Annotated in this window: 16 protein-coding genes; 9 read left to right on the plus strand and 7 right to left on the minus strand. The window is 48.1% G+C overall.

The features are described 5' to 3' along the window. Nucleotides 1-116 precede the first annotated feature (116 nt). From amaB to ABV409_RS05145, 5 genes are all read right to left on the minus strand, one after another. A complete protein-coding gene (gene amaB, locus ABV409_RS05125) occupies nucleotides 117-1,670 on the minus strand; it encodes an L-piperidine-6-carboxylate dehydrogenase (protein WP_353876469.1) in 1,554 nt (517 codons plus the stop codon). A 74-nt stretch (nucleotides 1,671-1,744) separates the two neighbouring features. After that, nucleotides 1,745-2,119 carry a DUF1304 domain-containing protein gene (locus ABV409_RS05130; protein ID WP_353876470.1) on the minus strand — a complete coding sequence of 125 codons (375 nt, stop codon included), beginning with the start codon at nucleotides 2,117-2,119 and terminating at the stop codon, nucleotides 1,745-1,747. Between the two features lie 4 nt (nucleotides 2,120-2,123). Beyond that, entirely contained in the window at nucleotides 2,124-2,663 is a 540-nt protein-coding gene (locus ABV409_RS05135; RefSeq protein WP_353876471.1) for a 3-hydroxyanthranilate 3,4-dioxygenase, read from the minus strand. A 111-nt stretch (nucleotides 2,664-2,774) separates the two neighbouring features. Beyond that, the gene (locus ABV409_RS05140; protein WP_353876472.1) at nucleotides 2,775-3,266 is read right to left on the minus strand and encodes a CAP domain-containing protein; all 492 of its coding nucleotides are present in this window, start codon (nucleotides 3,264-3,266) and stop codon (nucleotides 2,775-2,777) included. 267 nt (nucleotides 3,267-3,533) lie between these two features. Further along, nucleotides 3,534-4,049 carry a CvpA family protein gene (locus ABV409_RS05145; RefSeq protein WP_353876473.1) on the minus strand — a complete coding sequence of 172 codons (516 nt, stop codon included), beginning with the start codon at nucleotides 4,047-4,049 and terminating at the stop codon, nucleotides 3,534-3,536. Between the two features lie 58 nt (nucleotides 4,050-4,107). Here ABV409_RS05145 and ABV409_RS05150 point away from each other — a divergent pair, with 58 nt between their 5' ends. From ABV409_RS05150 to ABV409_RS05160, 3 genes are all read left to right on the plus strand, one after another. After that, the gene (locus ABV409_RS05150; protein ID WP_353876888.1) at nucleotides 4,108-4,464 is read left to right on the plus strand and encodes a hypothetical protein; all 357 of its coding nucleotides are present in this window, start codon (nucleotides 4,108-4,110) and stop codon (nucleotides 4,462-4,464) included. Then, nucleotides 4,464-4,772, plus strand: coding sequence for an antibiotic biosynthesis monooxygenase family protein (locus ABV409_RS05155; RefSeq protein ID WP_353876474.1), 309 nt, complete (start codon nucleotides 4,464-4,466; stop codon nucleotides 4,770-4,772). Before ABV409_RS05150 ends, ABV409_RS05155 begins: the two co-directional genes overlap by 1 nt. Before the next feature lie 64 nt (nucleotides 4,773-4,836). Next, a complete protein-coding gene (locus ABV409_RS05160) occupies nucleotides 4,837-6,504 on the plus strand; it encodes a glycerol-3-phosphate dehydrogenase/oxidase (RefSeq protein ID WP_353876889.1) in 1,668 nt (555 codons plus the stop codon). On the opposite strand, the gene ABV409_RS05165 is transcribed toward ABV409_RS05160, so the two are convergent. Beyond that, nucleotides 6,501-7,502 carry an NAD(P)H-dependent glycerol-3-phosphate dehydrogenase gene (locus tag ABV409_RS05165; RefSeq protein WP_353876475.1) on the minus strand — a complete coding sequence of 334 codons (1,002 nt, stop codon included), beginning with the start codon at nucleotides 7,500-7,502 and terminating at the stop codon, nucleotides 6,501-6,503. The two genes, ABV409_RS05160 and ABV409_RS05165, sit on opposite strands and share 4 nt — an antisense overlap. Before the next feature lie 124 nt (nucleotides 7,503-7,626). Between ABV409_RS05165 and ABV409_RS05170 the strand changes: the two genes are divergently transcribed. Then, nucleotides 7,627-8,544, plus strand: coding sequence for a nicotinic acid mononucleotide adenyltransferase (locus ABV409_RS05170; protein ID WP_353876476.1), 918 nt, complete (start codon nucleotides 7,627-7,629; stop codon nucleotides 8,542-8,544). 105 nt (nucleotides 8,545-8,649) lie between these two features. Here ABV409_RS05170 and ABV409_RS05175 read toward each other — a convergent pair whose 3' ends face one another. Then, complete coding sequence (locus ABV409_RS05175; protein WP_353876477.1) at nucleotides 8,650-9,498, minus strand: helix-turn-helix transcriptional regulator; 849 nt, start codon at nucleotides 9,496-9,498, stop codon at nucleotides 8,650-8,652. A 136-nt stretch (nucleotides 9,499-9,634) separates the two neighbouring features. Here ABV409_RS05175 and ABV409_RS05180 point away from each other — a divergent pair, with 136 nt between their 5' ends. The 5 genes from ABV409_RS05180 to ABV409_RS05200 all read left to right on the plus strand — a co-directional run bounded on the left by ABV409_RS05180 (nucleotide 9,635) and on the right by ABV409_RS05200 (nucleotide 15,260). Continuing rightward, nucleotides 9,635-10,606: a phytanoyl-CoA dioxygenase family protein gene (locus tag ABV409_RS05180; RefSeq protein ID WP_353876478.1), complete on the plus strand. Its 972-nt coding sequence runs from the start codon at nucleotides 9,635-9,637 to the stop codon at nucleotides 10,604-10,606. Nucleotides 10,607-10,637: 31 nt separating this feature from the next. Then, nucleotides 10,638-12,317: a sodium:solute symporter gene (locus tag ABV409_RS05185; protein WP_353876479.1), complete on the plus strand. Its 1,680-nt coding sequence runs from the start codon at nucleotides 10,638-10,640 to the stop codon at nucleotides 12,315-12,317. Nucleotides 12,318-12,321: 4 nt separating this feature from the next. Continuing rightward, the gene (locus tag ABV409_RS05190) at nucleotides 12,322-13,116 is read left to right on the plus strand and encodes an SDR family NAD(P)-dependent oxidoreductase (RefSeq protein WP_353876480.1); all 795 of its coding nucleotides are present in this window, start codon (nucleotides 12,322-12,324) and stop codon (nucleotides 13,114-13,116) included. Between the two features lie 131 nt (nucleotides 13,117-13,247). Continuing rightward, entirely contained in the window at nucleotides 13,248-13,574 is a 327-nt protein-coding gene (locus ABV409_RS05195) for a Dabb family protein (protein WP_353876481.1), read from the plus strand. A 144-nt stretch (nucleotides 13,575-13,718) separates the two neighbouring features. Beyond that, nucleotides 13,719-15,260 carry a SulP family inorganic anion transporter gene (locus tag ABV409_RS05200; RefSeq protein ID WP_353876482.1) on the plus strand — a complete coding sequence of 514 codons (1,542 nt, stop codon included), beginning with the start codon at nucleotides 13,719-13,721 and terminating at the stop codon, nucleotides 15,258-15,260. Nucleotide 15,261: the final 1 nt, after the last annotated feature.

The following is a 15,261-nucleotide window of genomic DNA, read 5'->3' on the forward strand; positions in this document are numbered from 1 at the left end:
ACCGCCCTATTTCTCCCGACGAAGTTCCGGCATTGGGATAGGGTGATCAAATATTAAGTTTGAGTTAGTTAAGTTGGTTTAAAAAACCGTTGTTCGTGGTAGGGCAGCGGTTTTTTTTATAGGTCGAACTTTATGCCTTGGGCCAATGGCAACTCAGTGGTGTAGTTGATCGTGTTGGTCTGTCGACGCATATAGATTTTCCAGGCATCCGAGCCACTTTCACGACCTCCACCGGTTTCCTTCTCCCCACCAAAGGCACCCCCGATTTCCGCACCTGAGGTGCCGATATTGACATTTGCGATACCACAATCACTACCGGCCGCAGACAAGAACTGCTCGGCCTCCCGAAGATTGTTGGTCATCATCGCCGAAGAAAGCCCCTGCACCACGTCATTCTGTTGTGCAATGGCGTTTTCGACACTTCCGCTGTATTTCAAAAGGTATAAGATCGGAGCGAAAGTCTCTTCTTGCACGATGGCATAGGCGTTATCCGCTTCGACAATGGCGGGTTTTACATAGCACCCACTTTCGTAACCTGAACCACTGAGTTCACCACCTTCTACCAATACCGTACCCCCTTCTTGCTTTGCTTTTTCAAGAGCCGCCTTGTACATGGCGACCGCATCGGTGTCGATCAAGGGGCCGACATGGTTATTTTCGTCTAGTGGGTTTCCGATTCGAAGTTGCCCATAGGCGTCGACCAAAGCGCTTTTCACTTGGTCGTACATCGATTCGTGTATGATGAGCCTACGTGTTGAGGTACAACGTTGGCCTGCGGTACCGACCGCTCCGAATACCGCTCCGATTACCGTCATCTTAATGTCGGCATCTGGGGTAACGATGATCGCATTGTTGCCCCCGAGTTCGAGAAGCGATTTGCCCAAGCGGGAGGCGACCGCTTGGGCCACGATTTTACCCATCCGAATAGAACCAGTGGCTGAAACCAGAGGCACCCGTTTGTCGGCGGTCATCATTTCACCGACTTTATAGTCTCCATTGATTAGACAAGAAATGCCTTCAGGCAAGTTATTTTCTTTCAAAACCTGAGCGATGATATGCTGACAGGCCACACCGCACAAAGGCGTTTTTTCAGAGGGTTTCCAAACACAAACGTCACCGCAGATCCATGCCAAGGCGGTATTCCATGCCCAAACAGCCACAGGAAAGTTGAAGGCCGATATGATGCCGACGATCCCGAGCGGATGGTATTGCTCGTACATACGGTGCCCCGGTCTTTCGGAATGCATGGTCAATCCATGGAGTTGTCTGGATAGTCCGACCGCGAAATCGCAGATATCGATCATTTCCTGTACTTCACCAAGGCCTTCTTGATATGATTTTCCCATTTCATAGGAAACCAATTTTCCTAAAGGGGCTTTAAGTTCCCTAAGTTTTTCCCCAAATTGCCTTACCATCTCACCGCGTTGTGGGGCCGGTACTTTACGCCATGCTACAAAAGCCTCGGTGGCTTTTCCCATAACCTTTTCATAGTCTTCCGCCGTGGTGCACTCGACTTTCGCGATCAACTTACCGTCGACCGGTGAATACGAACTGATGGTTTCACCTGAAGCGAACCATTCGGAACCTGTTGATGTGCCTTTATTTACAGCTGCGATTCCTAATTGTTCGAGGGCGGTGTCAAGCCCAAAATCCTTGGCGATTTGTGACATTTTATAACTTTTTTGTGTGAGATTGTTAGATTTTTGACAAAACTACGAAGATTCGGACGTTCTTTTCCTAGGAGTCAGGATGAAAAATGGTCGATAAGGATCAAGAGGATCCCGATCAAGGCCGGAAGCCCCTGTACATAGAAAATCCTTCGCGAAACCGATAACGCTCCATACAGTCCGGCCACCAAGACACAACCAAGAAAAAACAGACTGACGTACATAGCCCATTGGGCATCACCTATGAGCAGGCCCCAAATCAAGCCCGCGGCCAAAAAACCATTGTAAAGGCCCTGGTTGGCAGCCATGTTCTTCGTGGGTTCGAATAAGTCGGAAGGAAAGTTCTTGAAGACCTTCGGACCCCGCGTCGTCCAGGCGAACATTTCGAGCCATAAAAAATAAAGGTGGAGCAAGGCCACAAGGGCTATCATTGATTTCGCAAGGTATATCATGGGTCTATGGTTTGGTTACAAAGCGTTCGTCTACCGGCATGACGGTACCGCAATTCGAACAGGTTCGAAGTGATTTCGAGCCATAGAAATGGTTGAAATGCTTTAAAAAGTCCTTTTCGATGTCATGTAGGGTAAAATACGCTTCGTATAGTTTGTTGTTGCAGTTGTCGCAGAACCACATCAGGCCGTCATCGACTTTCATATGGTCTCGTTTTCGCTCAATGACCAAGCCGATGGACCCTTCGTGCCGTACTGGCGAGTGAGGGACTTTCGCAGGATGCAGGTACATGTCGCCCGGCCCTAGTTGCAGGGTTTTTTTTTGGCCATCTTCTTGAATGTGGACTTCGATCTGCCCTTCAAGTTGGTAAAACAGTTCTTCGGTTTCATTGTAATGGTAATCCTTTCTGGCGTTCGGGCCTGCTACCACCATGACGATATAGTCCCCGGCATCTTTGTAGAGGTTTTTATTGCCAACGGGAGGTTTGAGGGTATCCCGGTTATCTTCGATCCATTGGTTGAGATTGAAGGGAGGAGCTATTGCCATTGCTTTTTATGGGTAAGTTACGAAACCTTCGCCACATCCCTAAAAAAGAAAAGGCCCGCATTTTTGCGGACCTTAACCAAACCATTGAAACACTTAATATAAAATCCGAATCTATTTTTTAAAGAAAATCTGGGTAAAATACAGATCACCGTTGGTATCGGCCTTGATGCTGATCGTGGTGTTGGTGTAATCACCCTCTATGGTATTTTTATGTGCGCTGCTGTTCAACCAACCTTGTAGGGCGGCATTGGCATTCGCATAGCTTTTGGCCACGTTCTCCGCTACGGATAACGCATTGGTCGCAGCGGCCACTTTTGAGGCCCGCTCACTGAAGTTGTCATGGCTGATTTCACCCACGCCGATCATATAGTCGGTATGTTCTATAGCATATGCATATGCATCAGCGCTGAACGAAAGGCTTTTCAAGCCGATATTTTGTCTATGGTCATTGATCAAGTCATGAAGCTCAAGCTCAATGGCTGAAATCTGTGCAGGAGTGGCTTCTTCGACCGTATTTTCGGTCTCGATCTCTTCGATACTCGATTTGCTGCAAGAGGTGAAGGCAGCTAGACACAATACTAATGATACAATTTTAATTCTCATGGTTGTTGATTACCCGTGGTTCATAAATCTTTCCGGAGGCTAAACTAGAGGATGTGCATCGCGGAACCACTAAAATGTCCATCACCGTCTGATTTTTTCGTTCAAACGCGCAATGCCAGTAAAATCAATGGTTTTGGGAGGTTGGACGATTTTTTTAACGGAAAAAACGTGCCGTTGAAAGATGAAATCCCCCTTGGTCGAACGAAAATTGCAGTTCGTCGTCACCGCTTGGTTAGGCTATGGGGATGAACGGTTGGGTTTCGGCGTTTAGAGGTTTTGATCCCTCGTCTCGGACTCCTCTTTATCGGTAAATACCAAACTGAAGACGAAGGCACCGATATCGCGAACTGGATAATACAAGATGGATTCCTTCTTGGTCTGTTCGTTCACCAGGTTCATCGAAGTGGCAGCGCGTTCAAAGAAAATCAAAAAGGCGCCTAGGATGATAGCGACCTTCAAGGCTCCGAAAATAGCCCCGGCAATCCGATTCAGAAGACCGAGCATGGCAAAATCGGCGATCTTGGTCAAAAACTTACCGGCCAATTGCACGGCCACTACAATGACCACGAAGGTGATAATGAACGAACCGGTCTTGATATAGTGTTCGTTCCAATCGAAACGTTGTGATAGATAATCCGCCGCGATATATGAAAAGTGGATGACCCCGTAGATACCGGCGATCAATGCGACCAAGGAGGCCAGTTCAAGGAACAGGCCGTTCTTTAGGCCTTTGAACAAACCCCAGAGCAATAAAATCCCCAAGACGATATCGATAAAGCCCATCGGTGCTTTTTGACAAATATAGAACTTTGGTTCGTACCTTTGTTTTTTGCAGATAGTCATGGCGAGAGATGCCCTTTTAAAACAGCAATGGGACCGACTGGTGGTCAAACTTTCCGATCAATTTTCAGATGGTGATCCCCTAGACCTCGATGCGATCATCTATCTCGTCGGCGTCCAAGAACTCGGACAATTCGATAGGAGCTTTAAAAAAGACGAAAAGGTCAATTTGATGCATATCGCCATATGCCGACTCTTGGAACCCTATGGGTATTATGAATTCGAATTCTTCGATCCCGACGGATGGCCGCATTATAAAGTAAAGGAAGCCCTACCACCATTAAAGGCCGGTGAACAAGCCGTGCTGATGAAGGAGGCCCTGGTAACCTATTTTCTGGAAAAGGAATTCATATCATAATGGAAATCAAAAAACCGTATTACGCCGTCATCTTTTCGAACCTGCGCACCGAAGGGGATAATGGCTACCCTGAAATGGCCGATGCCATGGAAAAACTGGCCCGTACCCAAAAAGGGTTCCTGGGTTTCGAAAGTGCGCGTGATGGATTCGGAATCGCAATCAGTTATTGGGAAAGTCTCGATGACATCGCCAAATGGAAAGCCAATACCGCCCATTTAAAGGCCCAGGAAAACGGGCGTTCGCAATGGTATTCGTGGTACAAGGTGCGGATATGTAAGGTTGAACGTGAATATTCTTTTGAAAAGTAAAAATTCAAGACCCTCGATTAGCATAGTGTAGCATAATTTGAGACCTTTGAAAAAAATTGCAGCCATGAACGAACCCATTCGATTTTCAAATAGCGACCGGCAAGAGACTTTGAAAACATTGCGCTCTGAATCCTTTGACCTAGTGGTCATCGGAGGAGGGATAACCGGAGGTGGCATCGCCTTGGATGCGGCATCGAGAGGCTTGAAGGTCGCCCTGTTGGAAAAAGGTGATTTTGCCTCTGGTACCAGCAGCAAATCGACCAAGCTGATCCATGGGGGCCTACGCTATCTCAAACAATTCGACTTTTGGTTGGTCAAAGAGGTCGGGTCCGAACGGGCCATAGTGCACAAACTGGCACCGCATTTGGTATTGCCCGAAAAAATGCTGCTGCCTTTGATAGAAGGCGGATCCTATGGTAAATGGTTGACCTCGATCGGATTGAAGGTTTACGATATCTTGGCACAGGTAGAAGGGGAAGACCAACGAAAAATGTTGGGTAAGAAAGACGCCTTGAAACTCGAACCTTTGTTGCCCAAGAAGATATTGAACGGAGCCGGGTATTACGCCGAATACCGAACCGATGATGCCCGATTGACCATTGAGAATATCAAGACGAGTTTGCAATATGGGGCCAAAGCCTTGAATTACGCCCAAGTCACTGATTTTCTATACGAAGACCAAAAGGTGGCCGGGGTAAGCGTTGTCGACCACTTGACCCATGAATCGTTCGAGATCAAATCGAAATATGTCATTAGTGCAGCGGGGCCTTGGGTCGACGAGCTTCGAAGTACCAACAATTCGAAAAAAGGGAAACGCCTCCATTTGACCAAGGGCGTGCATCTGGTCTTTCCACACGAAAAACTTCCGGTCAAGCAATCGGTCTATTTCGATATTCCCGATGGCCGGATGATGTTCGCGATTCCTCGGGGCAAGATCACCTATGTAGGTACGACCGACACCAATTTCAATTTGGATAAAGATCGTGTTCGTACCGATTTGGCCGATGCCATCTATCTGATTTCAGCGGTAAACAATATGTTCCCGGATATCCAATTGGAAATGGAAGACATCATTTCTTCATGGGCCGGCTTGCGCCCGCTGATCCACGAAGAAGGCAAATCGGCCTCCGAACTTTCGCGAAAAGACGAGATCTTCACCTCCGATACCGGCTTGATCAGTATCGCCGGGGGCAAATTGACGGGATACCGAAAAATGGCCGAACGGGTCGTGAACCGGATCACCAAGAAAATGGAAGAAGATCATGGCACTGAAGTCAATGCATGCAGTACCGATGAAATTCCGCTATGTGGTAATGGCTTTAAAAAGTTCAAGCATGTCAAAAAGTACATTGACGAAGTGCACGAGCAGATCAAAGGGGATGGATTCTCGCCTTACGATGCCTGGTATTTGGTGACCAACTATGGCAAACAGGCCGAACATATATTAAGCAACTACCAAGCATTTAAAAACAAAGACCCACGGGTACGCATGATCCGTGCTGAGTTGAAATTCGGTATGGAGCATGAGATGGTCTCCAGTCCGATGGATTTTCTGGTGCGCCGCACGGGCCGCCTGTATTTCGATATCGACAGTGTACGCGAACATCTGGCTACGGTCGCAGACGACATCCAAAAATTCTTCGGTTATGGGGCCGAGCAGATCGATGCCATGGTCACCCAAGTCGAAATGGAAGTCGAAGACCACTCCAATTTTTCATTAGAGCGGAACTAATCCAGTTTTTCGGTCAGTTTTTTAAAGGTTTTTTTGGCACTCTTCCCATTGTAGAGGATCTCATAAACGGCATCGATAATCGGTGTTTTCGATTTTTTTTCGTGTTTGGCATTCAACAAATGGGCACTTTTCGTGGCATAATAACCTTCGGCGACCATGTTCATCTCCATCATGGCACTTTTTACCCGATACCCCTTGCCGATCATCGTTCCGAACATACGGTTTCTGCTAAAAGTCGAGTAGCCGGTAACCAATAGGTCACCGAGATAGGCCGAGTTGTTGATATTGCGTTTCATTTTATGGACCCTACCAATGAACCGCTTCATTTCACGGATGGCATTGCTCATCAAAACGCTCTGAAAATTATCACCGTAACCCAAGCCGTGGGCGATCCCTGCGGCAATGGCGTAAATGTTCTTGAGCATGGCGGCATATTCGGTGCCGATGATATCATCCGAAATTTTCGTCCTGATATAATGACTTTTCAACTGGGCCGATAAAAATTCGGCCTTTTGGGCATCGGCACAGGCTAGGGTCAGATAAGATAAGCGCTCTAAGGCGACTTCTTCAGCGTGGCACGGACCCGTGATGACACCGATCTGCCCAAAAGGGACCCCATACTCGGAATGGAAATGCTCACCGACTATCAAACCCGTTTCCGGAACGATCCCCTTGATCGCCGAGAACACCACTTTATTCGTTAGGGGGAGTTGGAGCTTCTCCAACTCGGCGACTAAAAAAGCGGACGGAATAGCGAAGATCAAGAAATCGGAATTGGCGATCACCGAATTGATGTCGGTGGTGATACGCAACTTATCGGTCTGTAGCTCGACGGCGCTTAAATAGTTTGGATTGTGCCCTTCATTTTCAATATGGGCGACGGCGGCGGCATTACGCATGTACCAGTGTACTTCATTCAAATTTTCAGTAAGCATTTTGATGATCGCCGTGGCCCAACTACCACCGCCAAGAACACCGAATCGCCAAGTCATATCCATATTCCATTTTGATGATCAAATGTAAATAAATCCCCAAAACAGCTGTTAAGTATTGAAAAACAATAAGTTATAGTTTTTGGCACAATGCTTGGTTAGTATTTAACGAACCATAAAACCGTGAGATATGAAATCAAGAAAACTACTTTTAGCAATTTTAGCCCTAGGGCTATTGACCACCTCCTGCTACACGGAAGTGATCATCGATGATGATTTTATCGTTGAGTCGCCGGTCAATACGGATCAAGTATTGCAATCCTTCGACCTTTGGTATGTCGATATCAACGCCTCGAGCGCCGACGGTGCCGTTCCGTTTTTGCAACGTGCTTTTACGGTCTCTTTTGATCGTGGGGTGGTTTTGGCGAACAATAATATCGTAGGGATCGGTAAGACGGGTAACGGCCTGGGGATCGATGTGGGGTCGTACGCGACCTTGAACGGTGTGGTCGAGATCGATCACGACTTTGATGGGTTGTGGGCCTTAGAGGTATATGCCGTAAACAATACCACCATCGAGCTTTTCGATCCACGATCGCGAAGCAGCTACGTCTTACGCGGGTACCAACGGTCTAATTTTGACTATGACCTCGTCTTTTATGACAATATCGATTACTTCTTGGAAGAATATGAAGCATGGGAAAAAACCTTTACCAGTGAGGTCGGTGCCGTGAACGAATTCGATAACGAGAACTTTTTGCAATTCGTCGGGGGCAGTGCCACTTTTCGATCTTCGGTCGATGCCGTGCGTACTCCATTGGTGAACGTGCAATGGGACTATCAGGGCACCTATGAACTTTTCGATGTGGCAAACGATGCCACCTTGAAAACTTTAACACTGGATTATGACTTTTTGGGCAATGATTATTTTGAGCTCTACGTTATCAATGACAGTACGATCGAACTGTACCATGTGGCCAGCGAAACCGTCTATGAGTTTACGGGCCGCGGGTTTATTCAGTTTGCGAAAGCTGAGGTGAATACCGGTAAAATGCGTAAAAAATCAACGCGTAAGACCATGCCGGTGACCCGAAAGCGAAAAATGTAAGGAAAGTAAATAGTCGTCGACTATTCTAATAAGTTTTTTGGTTGGTTATTTAGTTAAGAATCGCCTTGGGCACTTGCGCAAGGCGGTTCTTTTTTTATCCCCTCCCTAGCGGTGCCCCCGCTGTCTTTTAAAAGTGGATGGGTTTTCGCCGACCACTTTTTTAAATACCCGATTAAAATAGGAGAGGCTTTCGAAGCCGCATGAAAAACAGGTCTCGGCCACATTCTTACCCATTAGCAATTGGCGCTGGGCATGACTGACGCGATATTGGTTCAAAAAGGTGGTAAACGTATTGCCCGTCGATTTTTTGAAATACCGGCAAAAGGCCTCTTTGCTCAGATGACATAGCTCGGCGATTTCCTGTATTTCGATCTTACGGCCATAGTGCTCATCGATGTGGGCGTAGATTTTGCGCAACCGTTCTTGTTCTTTTTTGCGGTATCGGTTGACGAAGGGCTCGTCATGCAGGTAAAACCGATCACTACTATTAGCCAGCAACTGCAATATGGCCATTGATTCCATATAAAAGGAAAACGGGTCTAGGCGGTGCAACGCCATCATGCGTTTGCCGACTTCCGACTTGGTCGCCCCGGTGAACACGATACCTCGCCTCGAATCTTCGAACAGCGTCCGTATAGCGGTCAGCTCTTCCGCTTTTTCAAGGACATCAGTGCTGAATGATGGTTTGATGTGGAGTACGTCTTTGATATACTCACTCTTCACCCCATAATCGAAATTCAAGTGCGGAATGTTCGAACCGATGAAAACGAGATCACTGCCCTCAAACTGACTGATACTATGGCCGACATGGCGTGTCGCACTGGCACCTTCAATATAGACCAATTCGAATTCAGGATGGAAATGCCAATAGAACAAATGGTTCAATCGGGGCAAGTGCAACAGTCGGAACGGACTTTGGGTATTCGGCGCTATGGTCTCTAATTGCACCTTCATAGTCACAAAAATAGCACAAAAAGTGACTCTTGAATGATAATTGATCAATATAGTTCAAATAATCATCAATATGTAGGTAGATTGCCCCCATAAACGACCGTAGTTTTACACCATTGAAATTTTAAAGTATCAGGTTATGAGCGAAGAAGTAAAATTGGAAATGGCCAATAAGGCCCATGAAGAGATCCCAGGAAACCCATCTACTGCGACCAGCAGTAAGCAAAAATTGAACGATCGCAGTAACGGGAAGCCTTTACGCGTATTGACCGAAGAAGAATGGAAGTTTTGGATGCACAATGGCTATGTGGTCATCAAGAACGCGGTGCCTCGGGAACAGGCCCAAGCGACCGCCGACTTCTTGTGGGAATTCGATGAAAAAGATCCCAACGATCCTAAAACTTGGTACGCCCCTCCAAGGGCGGCCATGCAGATGAAAGAATTGACCGGTACCGGTATGGTCGAGGTATACAATCACCAACATTTATGGAATAACCGCCAAACGCAACGGGTATACGATGCCTTTGTCGATGTTTGGGGCACTGAAAAGTTATGGGTGACCATCGATAGGGCGAACTTGAATTTTCCGCAACGCCCCGGTGAGAACAAAAAAGGGTTCATCCATTGGGACTATGACCCAGAGACCCGCCCGCAGAACGTACAAGGGGTCTTGGCCTTGGCCGATCAGACCGATGAAAATATGGGAGGCTTCCAATGCATCCCTTGGTTGTACCGAAACTATGATACCTGGAAGTTGACCCAACCCGAAGATCGAGATCATTTTCAACCCGATGTTTCCGACTTGCAAGATGAGATCGTCAAGGTCAAGATGGAAGCCGGGGATCTATTGATCTTCAACAGTACGGAGCCTCACGGTATCCGACCGAATAAATCAGGTGACAAAGTCAGGATCGCCCAATACATTTCGATGATGCCCGCAGAAGAAGACAACGCCGAGTTACGCGAATGGAGGGTCAACTCTTGGAAAAACCGTGTCGCCCCTGAAGGCTATGCATTTCCTGGGGATCCCAGAAATTGGGAGCGCGACCGATACGATACCGCCGAACTTTCCGATTTGGGCGAAAAACTGTTAGGACTGAAGAATTGGTAACTTTAGGGCATAACCAACCGAAAATCAAATCATGTTGACGAATATGAGTTCATGGGATGTAGGCATAATTTTGGCCTACTTCGCCATTATATTGTGGATTGCCCAATGGGCATCGAAATCAAGGGGTAAATCAGTAGCGGCCGCAGATTATTTTTTGGCCGGCCGTAGCCAAGGATGGCTGGTAGTCGGGGCATCATTGTTCGCTTCGAACATTGGATCCGAGATCATTCTAGGCGTTTCAGGGGCAGGGGCCAGGGCCAATATGCCGATGGCGAATTTCGAGATTTTGGCCGCCCTGGTGCTCATCTTGTTGGGTTGGGTCTTCGTGCCGTTCTATTTACGCACCGGAGTGTATACTATGCCCGAATTTCTTGAAAAACGCTATTCGAAAGCTTGTCGAAACTACCTTTCGGTGGTGTCGATCTTGGCTTATGTGATCACCAAGATTTCGCTGATCATCTTTGCCGGTGCCCTGGTCTTTGAGACCATAGGGGTCCCTTTTTGGACCGGAGCCATTATTACCGTGATCGCTACGGGTTTCTATACGGTTTTAGGGGGACTCAAGGCCGTAATCTATACCGATATGGTTCAAGCCGCCTTGCTGTTATTGGGGACGATTGCCGTCACCTGGTTCGGCCTACACCAACTCGGCGGATGGGAAGGACTGATGACCACCCTCGATGTGGCCTCACAAACCCCCGGAAACCCACCTTCAGAACGGTTCTTCAACCTTTGGAGACCCATTTCAGACTCCGAATATCCTTGGACCGGTATGCTCTTCGGAGCACCCATATTAGGGGTTTGGTATTGGTGTACCGACCAATATATCGTTCAGCGTACCCTTTCGGCGAAAGACGTTTCAAACGCTCGTAAAGGAGCGTTGTTCGCGGGTTACCTTAAGTTGTTGCCCGTCTTTATTTTCTTTATACCCGGGGTTATCGCCTATGCCTTGTTGCAAAAAGGCGAAATCAACTTTGCCCTCGACAATGCCGATCAGGCCTTACCGGCATTGATAACGAATTTCCTTCCTGTAGGAATCAAAGGATTGGCTATAGCAGGACTTCTCGCGGCCTTGATGAGTTCACTTTCATCAGCCTTCAATTCGAGTTCGACCTTGTTGACCATAGATTTTTACAAGCAGTACCGCCCGAAAGCTACCGAAAAACAACTGGTGCGTTTTGGGCAATGGGCCACCATAGTATTGGTGATCGTTAGTTTAGGATGGATCCCATTCATGCAGGCCCTGATGGGCGGTGGGATCTTTCACTACCTGCAAAGCGTGCAGGCCTATATTTCACCTCCGATCGCAGCGGTGTTCTTGTTCGGTTTGTTCTACAAATGGATCAATGCCAAAGGGGCTATTGTGGCCCTTTGGTCTGGGTTTATCATCGGGCTTTTGCGTTTGGTGACCGAATTCATGAGCAAGGAAGGCACGATCACGGTTTCGGAGGGGTCGTTTTTGGCGGCTTTTTTGGAGGTCAACTTCCTTCATTTCGCCCTCTTCCTCTTCATTTTTTGCGCTGTCGTCTTGATGCTGGTCAGCAAGACCGGAACGGCCAAGAGCGATGCCGAATTGGAATTGGTGACCTTTCAACGCGGCAGTTCGAAAACCACCTTGGGCTTACGCAATGATGCGCTGCTGACCATAGGCTTGGTCGTGTTGGTATTGATATTATGGACCCTGTTCAGTCCGTGGGGCATAGCGAATTAAACGTATGGATTTAAAACTTCAAGGAAAAACCGTCTTTATTTCGGGATCTACGGCCGGGATCGGTCTCGCCGTTGCCCAATCGATGTTGGGTGAAGGGGCATCGGTCATTGTGAATGGCCGAACCCAAGCATCCGTCGACAAGGCGATACGGTCTTTAAAGGCATCGTTTCCCGATGCCGATATTTCAGGGGTCCCTATCGATTTCGGGGATATCGAAACCCTGAGTGCCGCGCTAGGGCAACTGCGGGGGGTTGACATTTTGATCAATAATGTCGGCATCTATAAAGCGGAACCGTTTTTTGAGATGTCGGATGCCGATTGGCAACACCAATTCGAGATCAACGTGATGAGCGGGGTGCGTTTGTCGCGAGCCCTATTGCCGGGGATGTTGGAAAAGGATTGGGGGCGTATCGTTTTCGTCTCCAGCGAATGCGCCCTTTTGGTACCCCCTGATATGCTGGCGTATAGCATGACCAAAACGGCCATGTTGGCGGTTTCTAGGGGCTTGGCCGAAATGACCCAGGGCACTGGCGTCACGGTCAATGCCGTACTACCGGGATCGACCCTCTCAGAGGGGGCCGAGCGTTTTTTGGAAGAAGAAGCGCAAAGATCCGGTACCGATGTACAACAGGTCACCCAAGATTTTTTTACCAATGTCAGACCCACTTCCTTGCTGCAGCGTTTTGCGGCCGTTGATGAAGTGGCCCATACCATAACCTATCTTTCGAGTCCCCTAGCGGCGGCTACCAATGGCGCTGCGATCAAGATCGATGGGGGCAGTACGGGCGGCATTGTATAGCACTTTAAATTCAATTAGATCCTATGATAACCAAAACCCTTATTTCGCGAAGCGCTTTGTTACTGATTGTCGTTCTAGGCCTTTCATGTAAACAAACCGAGCAAGCGAAACCCGAACCTGAACCCACAGTTATGGAAACACCTGAAAACGAGAAACGCCTGCGGCATGTAGTCATTTTCAAATTCAATGACGACACCAGTGAAGAACAGGTACAGCAATTGAATGATAGCTTTGCCCAATTGCAGGAGCATATTCCCGTCATCCAAGATTTTGAATGGGGGTTGAACGATAGCCCTGAAGATTTCCACCAAGGTTTCACCCATTGCTATCTCTTGACCTTCGCATCTGAGCAAGATCGCGACAGCGTATACACCCCGCATCCGAAACACCAAGAATTCGTGGCCAGTTTGCAGCCGCATATCGAAAAGGTGTTCGTTGTCGATTATTGGGCGAATTAAGGCTAAGGAAAAAGCGGCCTTCGGCAGTTTAATTTGCCGATTCACACTTTTACGCCCTTTCGGATCGTTATTTTCCGAATAATGCCCCCGATACTGGTGGGCTAGGGTATTTATGCTAATTTTGCCCGCTTCAATACAGCAGCTATGCGCAAATACTTGAACCTCTTCGATTTTTCGCAACAAGTCAACTACCGAACCGAGGTCCTTTCGGGCCTAACGGTCGCCTTGGCCTTGGTGCCCGAAGCGATCGCTTTCGCCTTGATCGCGGGCCTTTCACCCCTGACCGGTTTATATGCCGCCTTCGTCATGGGCTTGGTCACTTCGATTTTGGGTGGGCGCCCGGGGATGATTTCAGGGGCCACTGGGGCCGTGGCCGTGGTCATTGTCTCCTTGGCTAAGGACTATGGGGTCGAATACGTTTTTGCGGCCGTCATTTTAGCGGGCTTACTGCAGGTCAGCGCCGGTTTCCTTCGACTGGGGAAGTTGATGCGCTTGGTGCCCCATCCGGTGATCTTCGGTTTCGTCAATGGCTTGGCCATCATCATTTTCATGTCACAGCTCGTTCAATTCAAGACCCCCGAGGGGAGTTGGTTGTCGGGTACTACCTTGTATATGTTCGGGGGCCTTGTTTTCTTGACCATGCTCATCATTTGGGGTTTGCCGAAATTGAGTAAAATGGTACCGGCGTCCTTAGTTGCCATTTTGGTCATCTTCGGTTTGGTGTTCTTCTTTGACATCGACACCAAGACCATTGGCGATATCGCTTCGATCAAAGGGGGTTTCCCTCCTTTCCATATTCCTTCGGTTCCGTTTAGTTTGGAGACCTTGACGATTATTTTCCCCTATGCCGGGATCATAGCGGGGGTCGGGTTGATCGAAAGCCTATTGACCTTGAATATCGTTGACGAGATCACCGAAACCCGTGGTAGGGGCAATAAAGAGGCCGTGGCCCAAGGAACCGCCAATGTACTTTCAGGCCTATTTTCAGGAATGGGCGGTTGTGCGATGATCGGTCAGAGTTTGATCAATACGTCGAACGGTGCGAGGGCCCGACTTTCAGGGATCGTCGCTTCGATCATGCTGTTGTGTTTTATCATGTTCGGGTCGACCTTGATCGAAAAAGTGCCGATGGCCGCTTTGACAGGACTGATGATCATGGTCGCCTTGGGTACTTTCGAATGGGCCAGTTTGCGCACTTTTCGAAGAATGCCGAAATCGGATGTTCTGGTGATGGTTTTGGTCACCTTGGTGACGGTATTTCTGCACAACCTGGCTTTGGCCGTATTGGTGGGCGTCATCATTTCAGCATTGGTCTTCGCCTGGGATAATGCTATTCGAATCAGGGCACGCAAACATACCGACGAAGCCGGTGTAAAACACTATGAGATCTACGGGCCGCTCTTTTTTGGGAGCACCACCCTTTTTGCCGAAAAATTCGATGTGGCCAATGACCCTGAAGAAGTGGTCATCGATTTTGCCGAGAGTCGGGTAGTCGATATGTCGGCCATCGAAGCGCTGCATAAGATTACCGAACGCTATCAAAAAGTAGGGAAAAACGTTCGTTTGAAACACTTGAGCAAAGATTGCAGGCGGCTATTGGATGATGCAGATGACATCATTCAGGTCAACGTTTTGGAAGATCCTACCTACAAAGTCGCCGTCGACAAAATCTGGCCGTATAAATAAA

The organism is Flagellimonas algarum, from assembly GCF_040513375.1.
Lineage (GTDB): Bacteria > Bacteroidota > Bacteroidia > Flavobacteriales > Flavobacteriaceae > Flagellimonas_B > Flagellimonas_B algarum.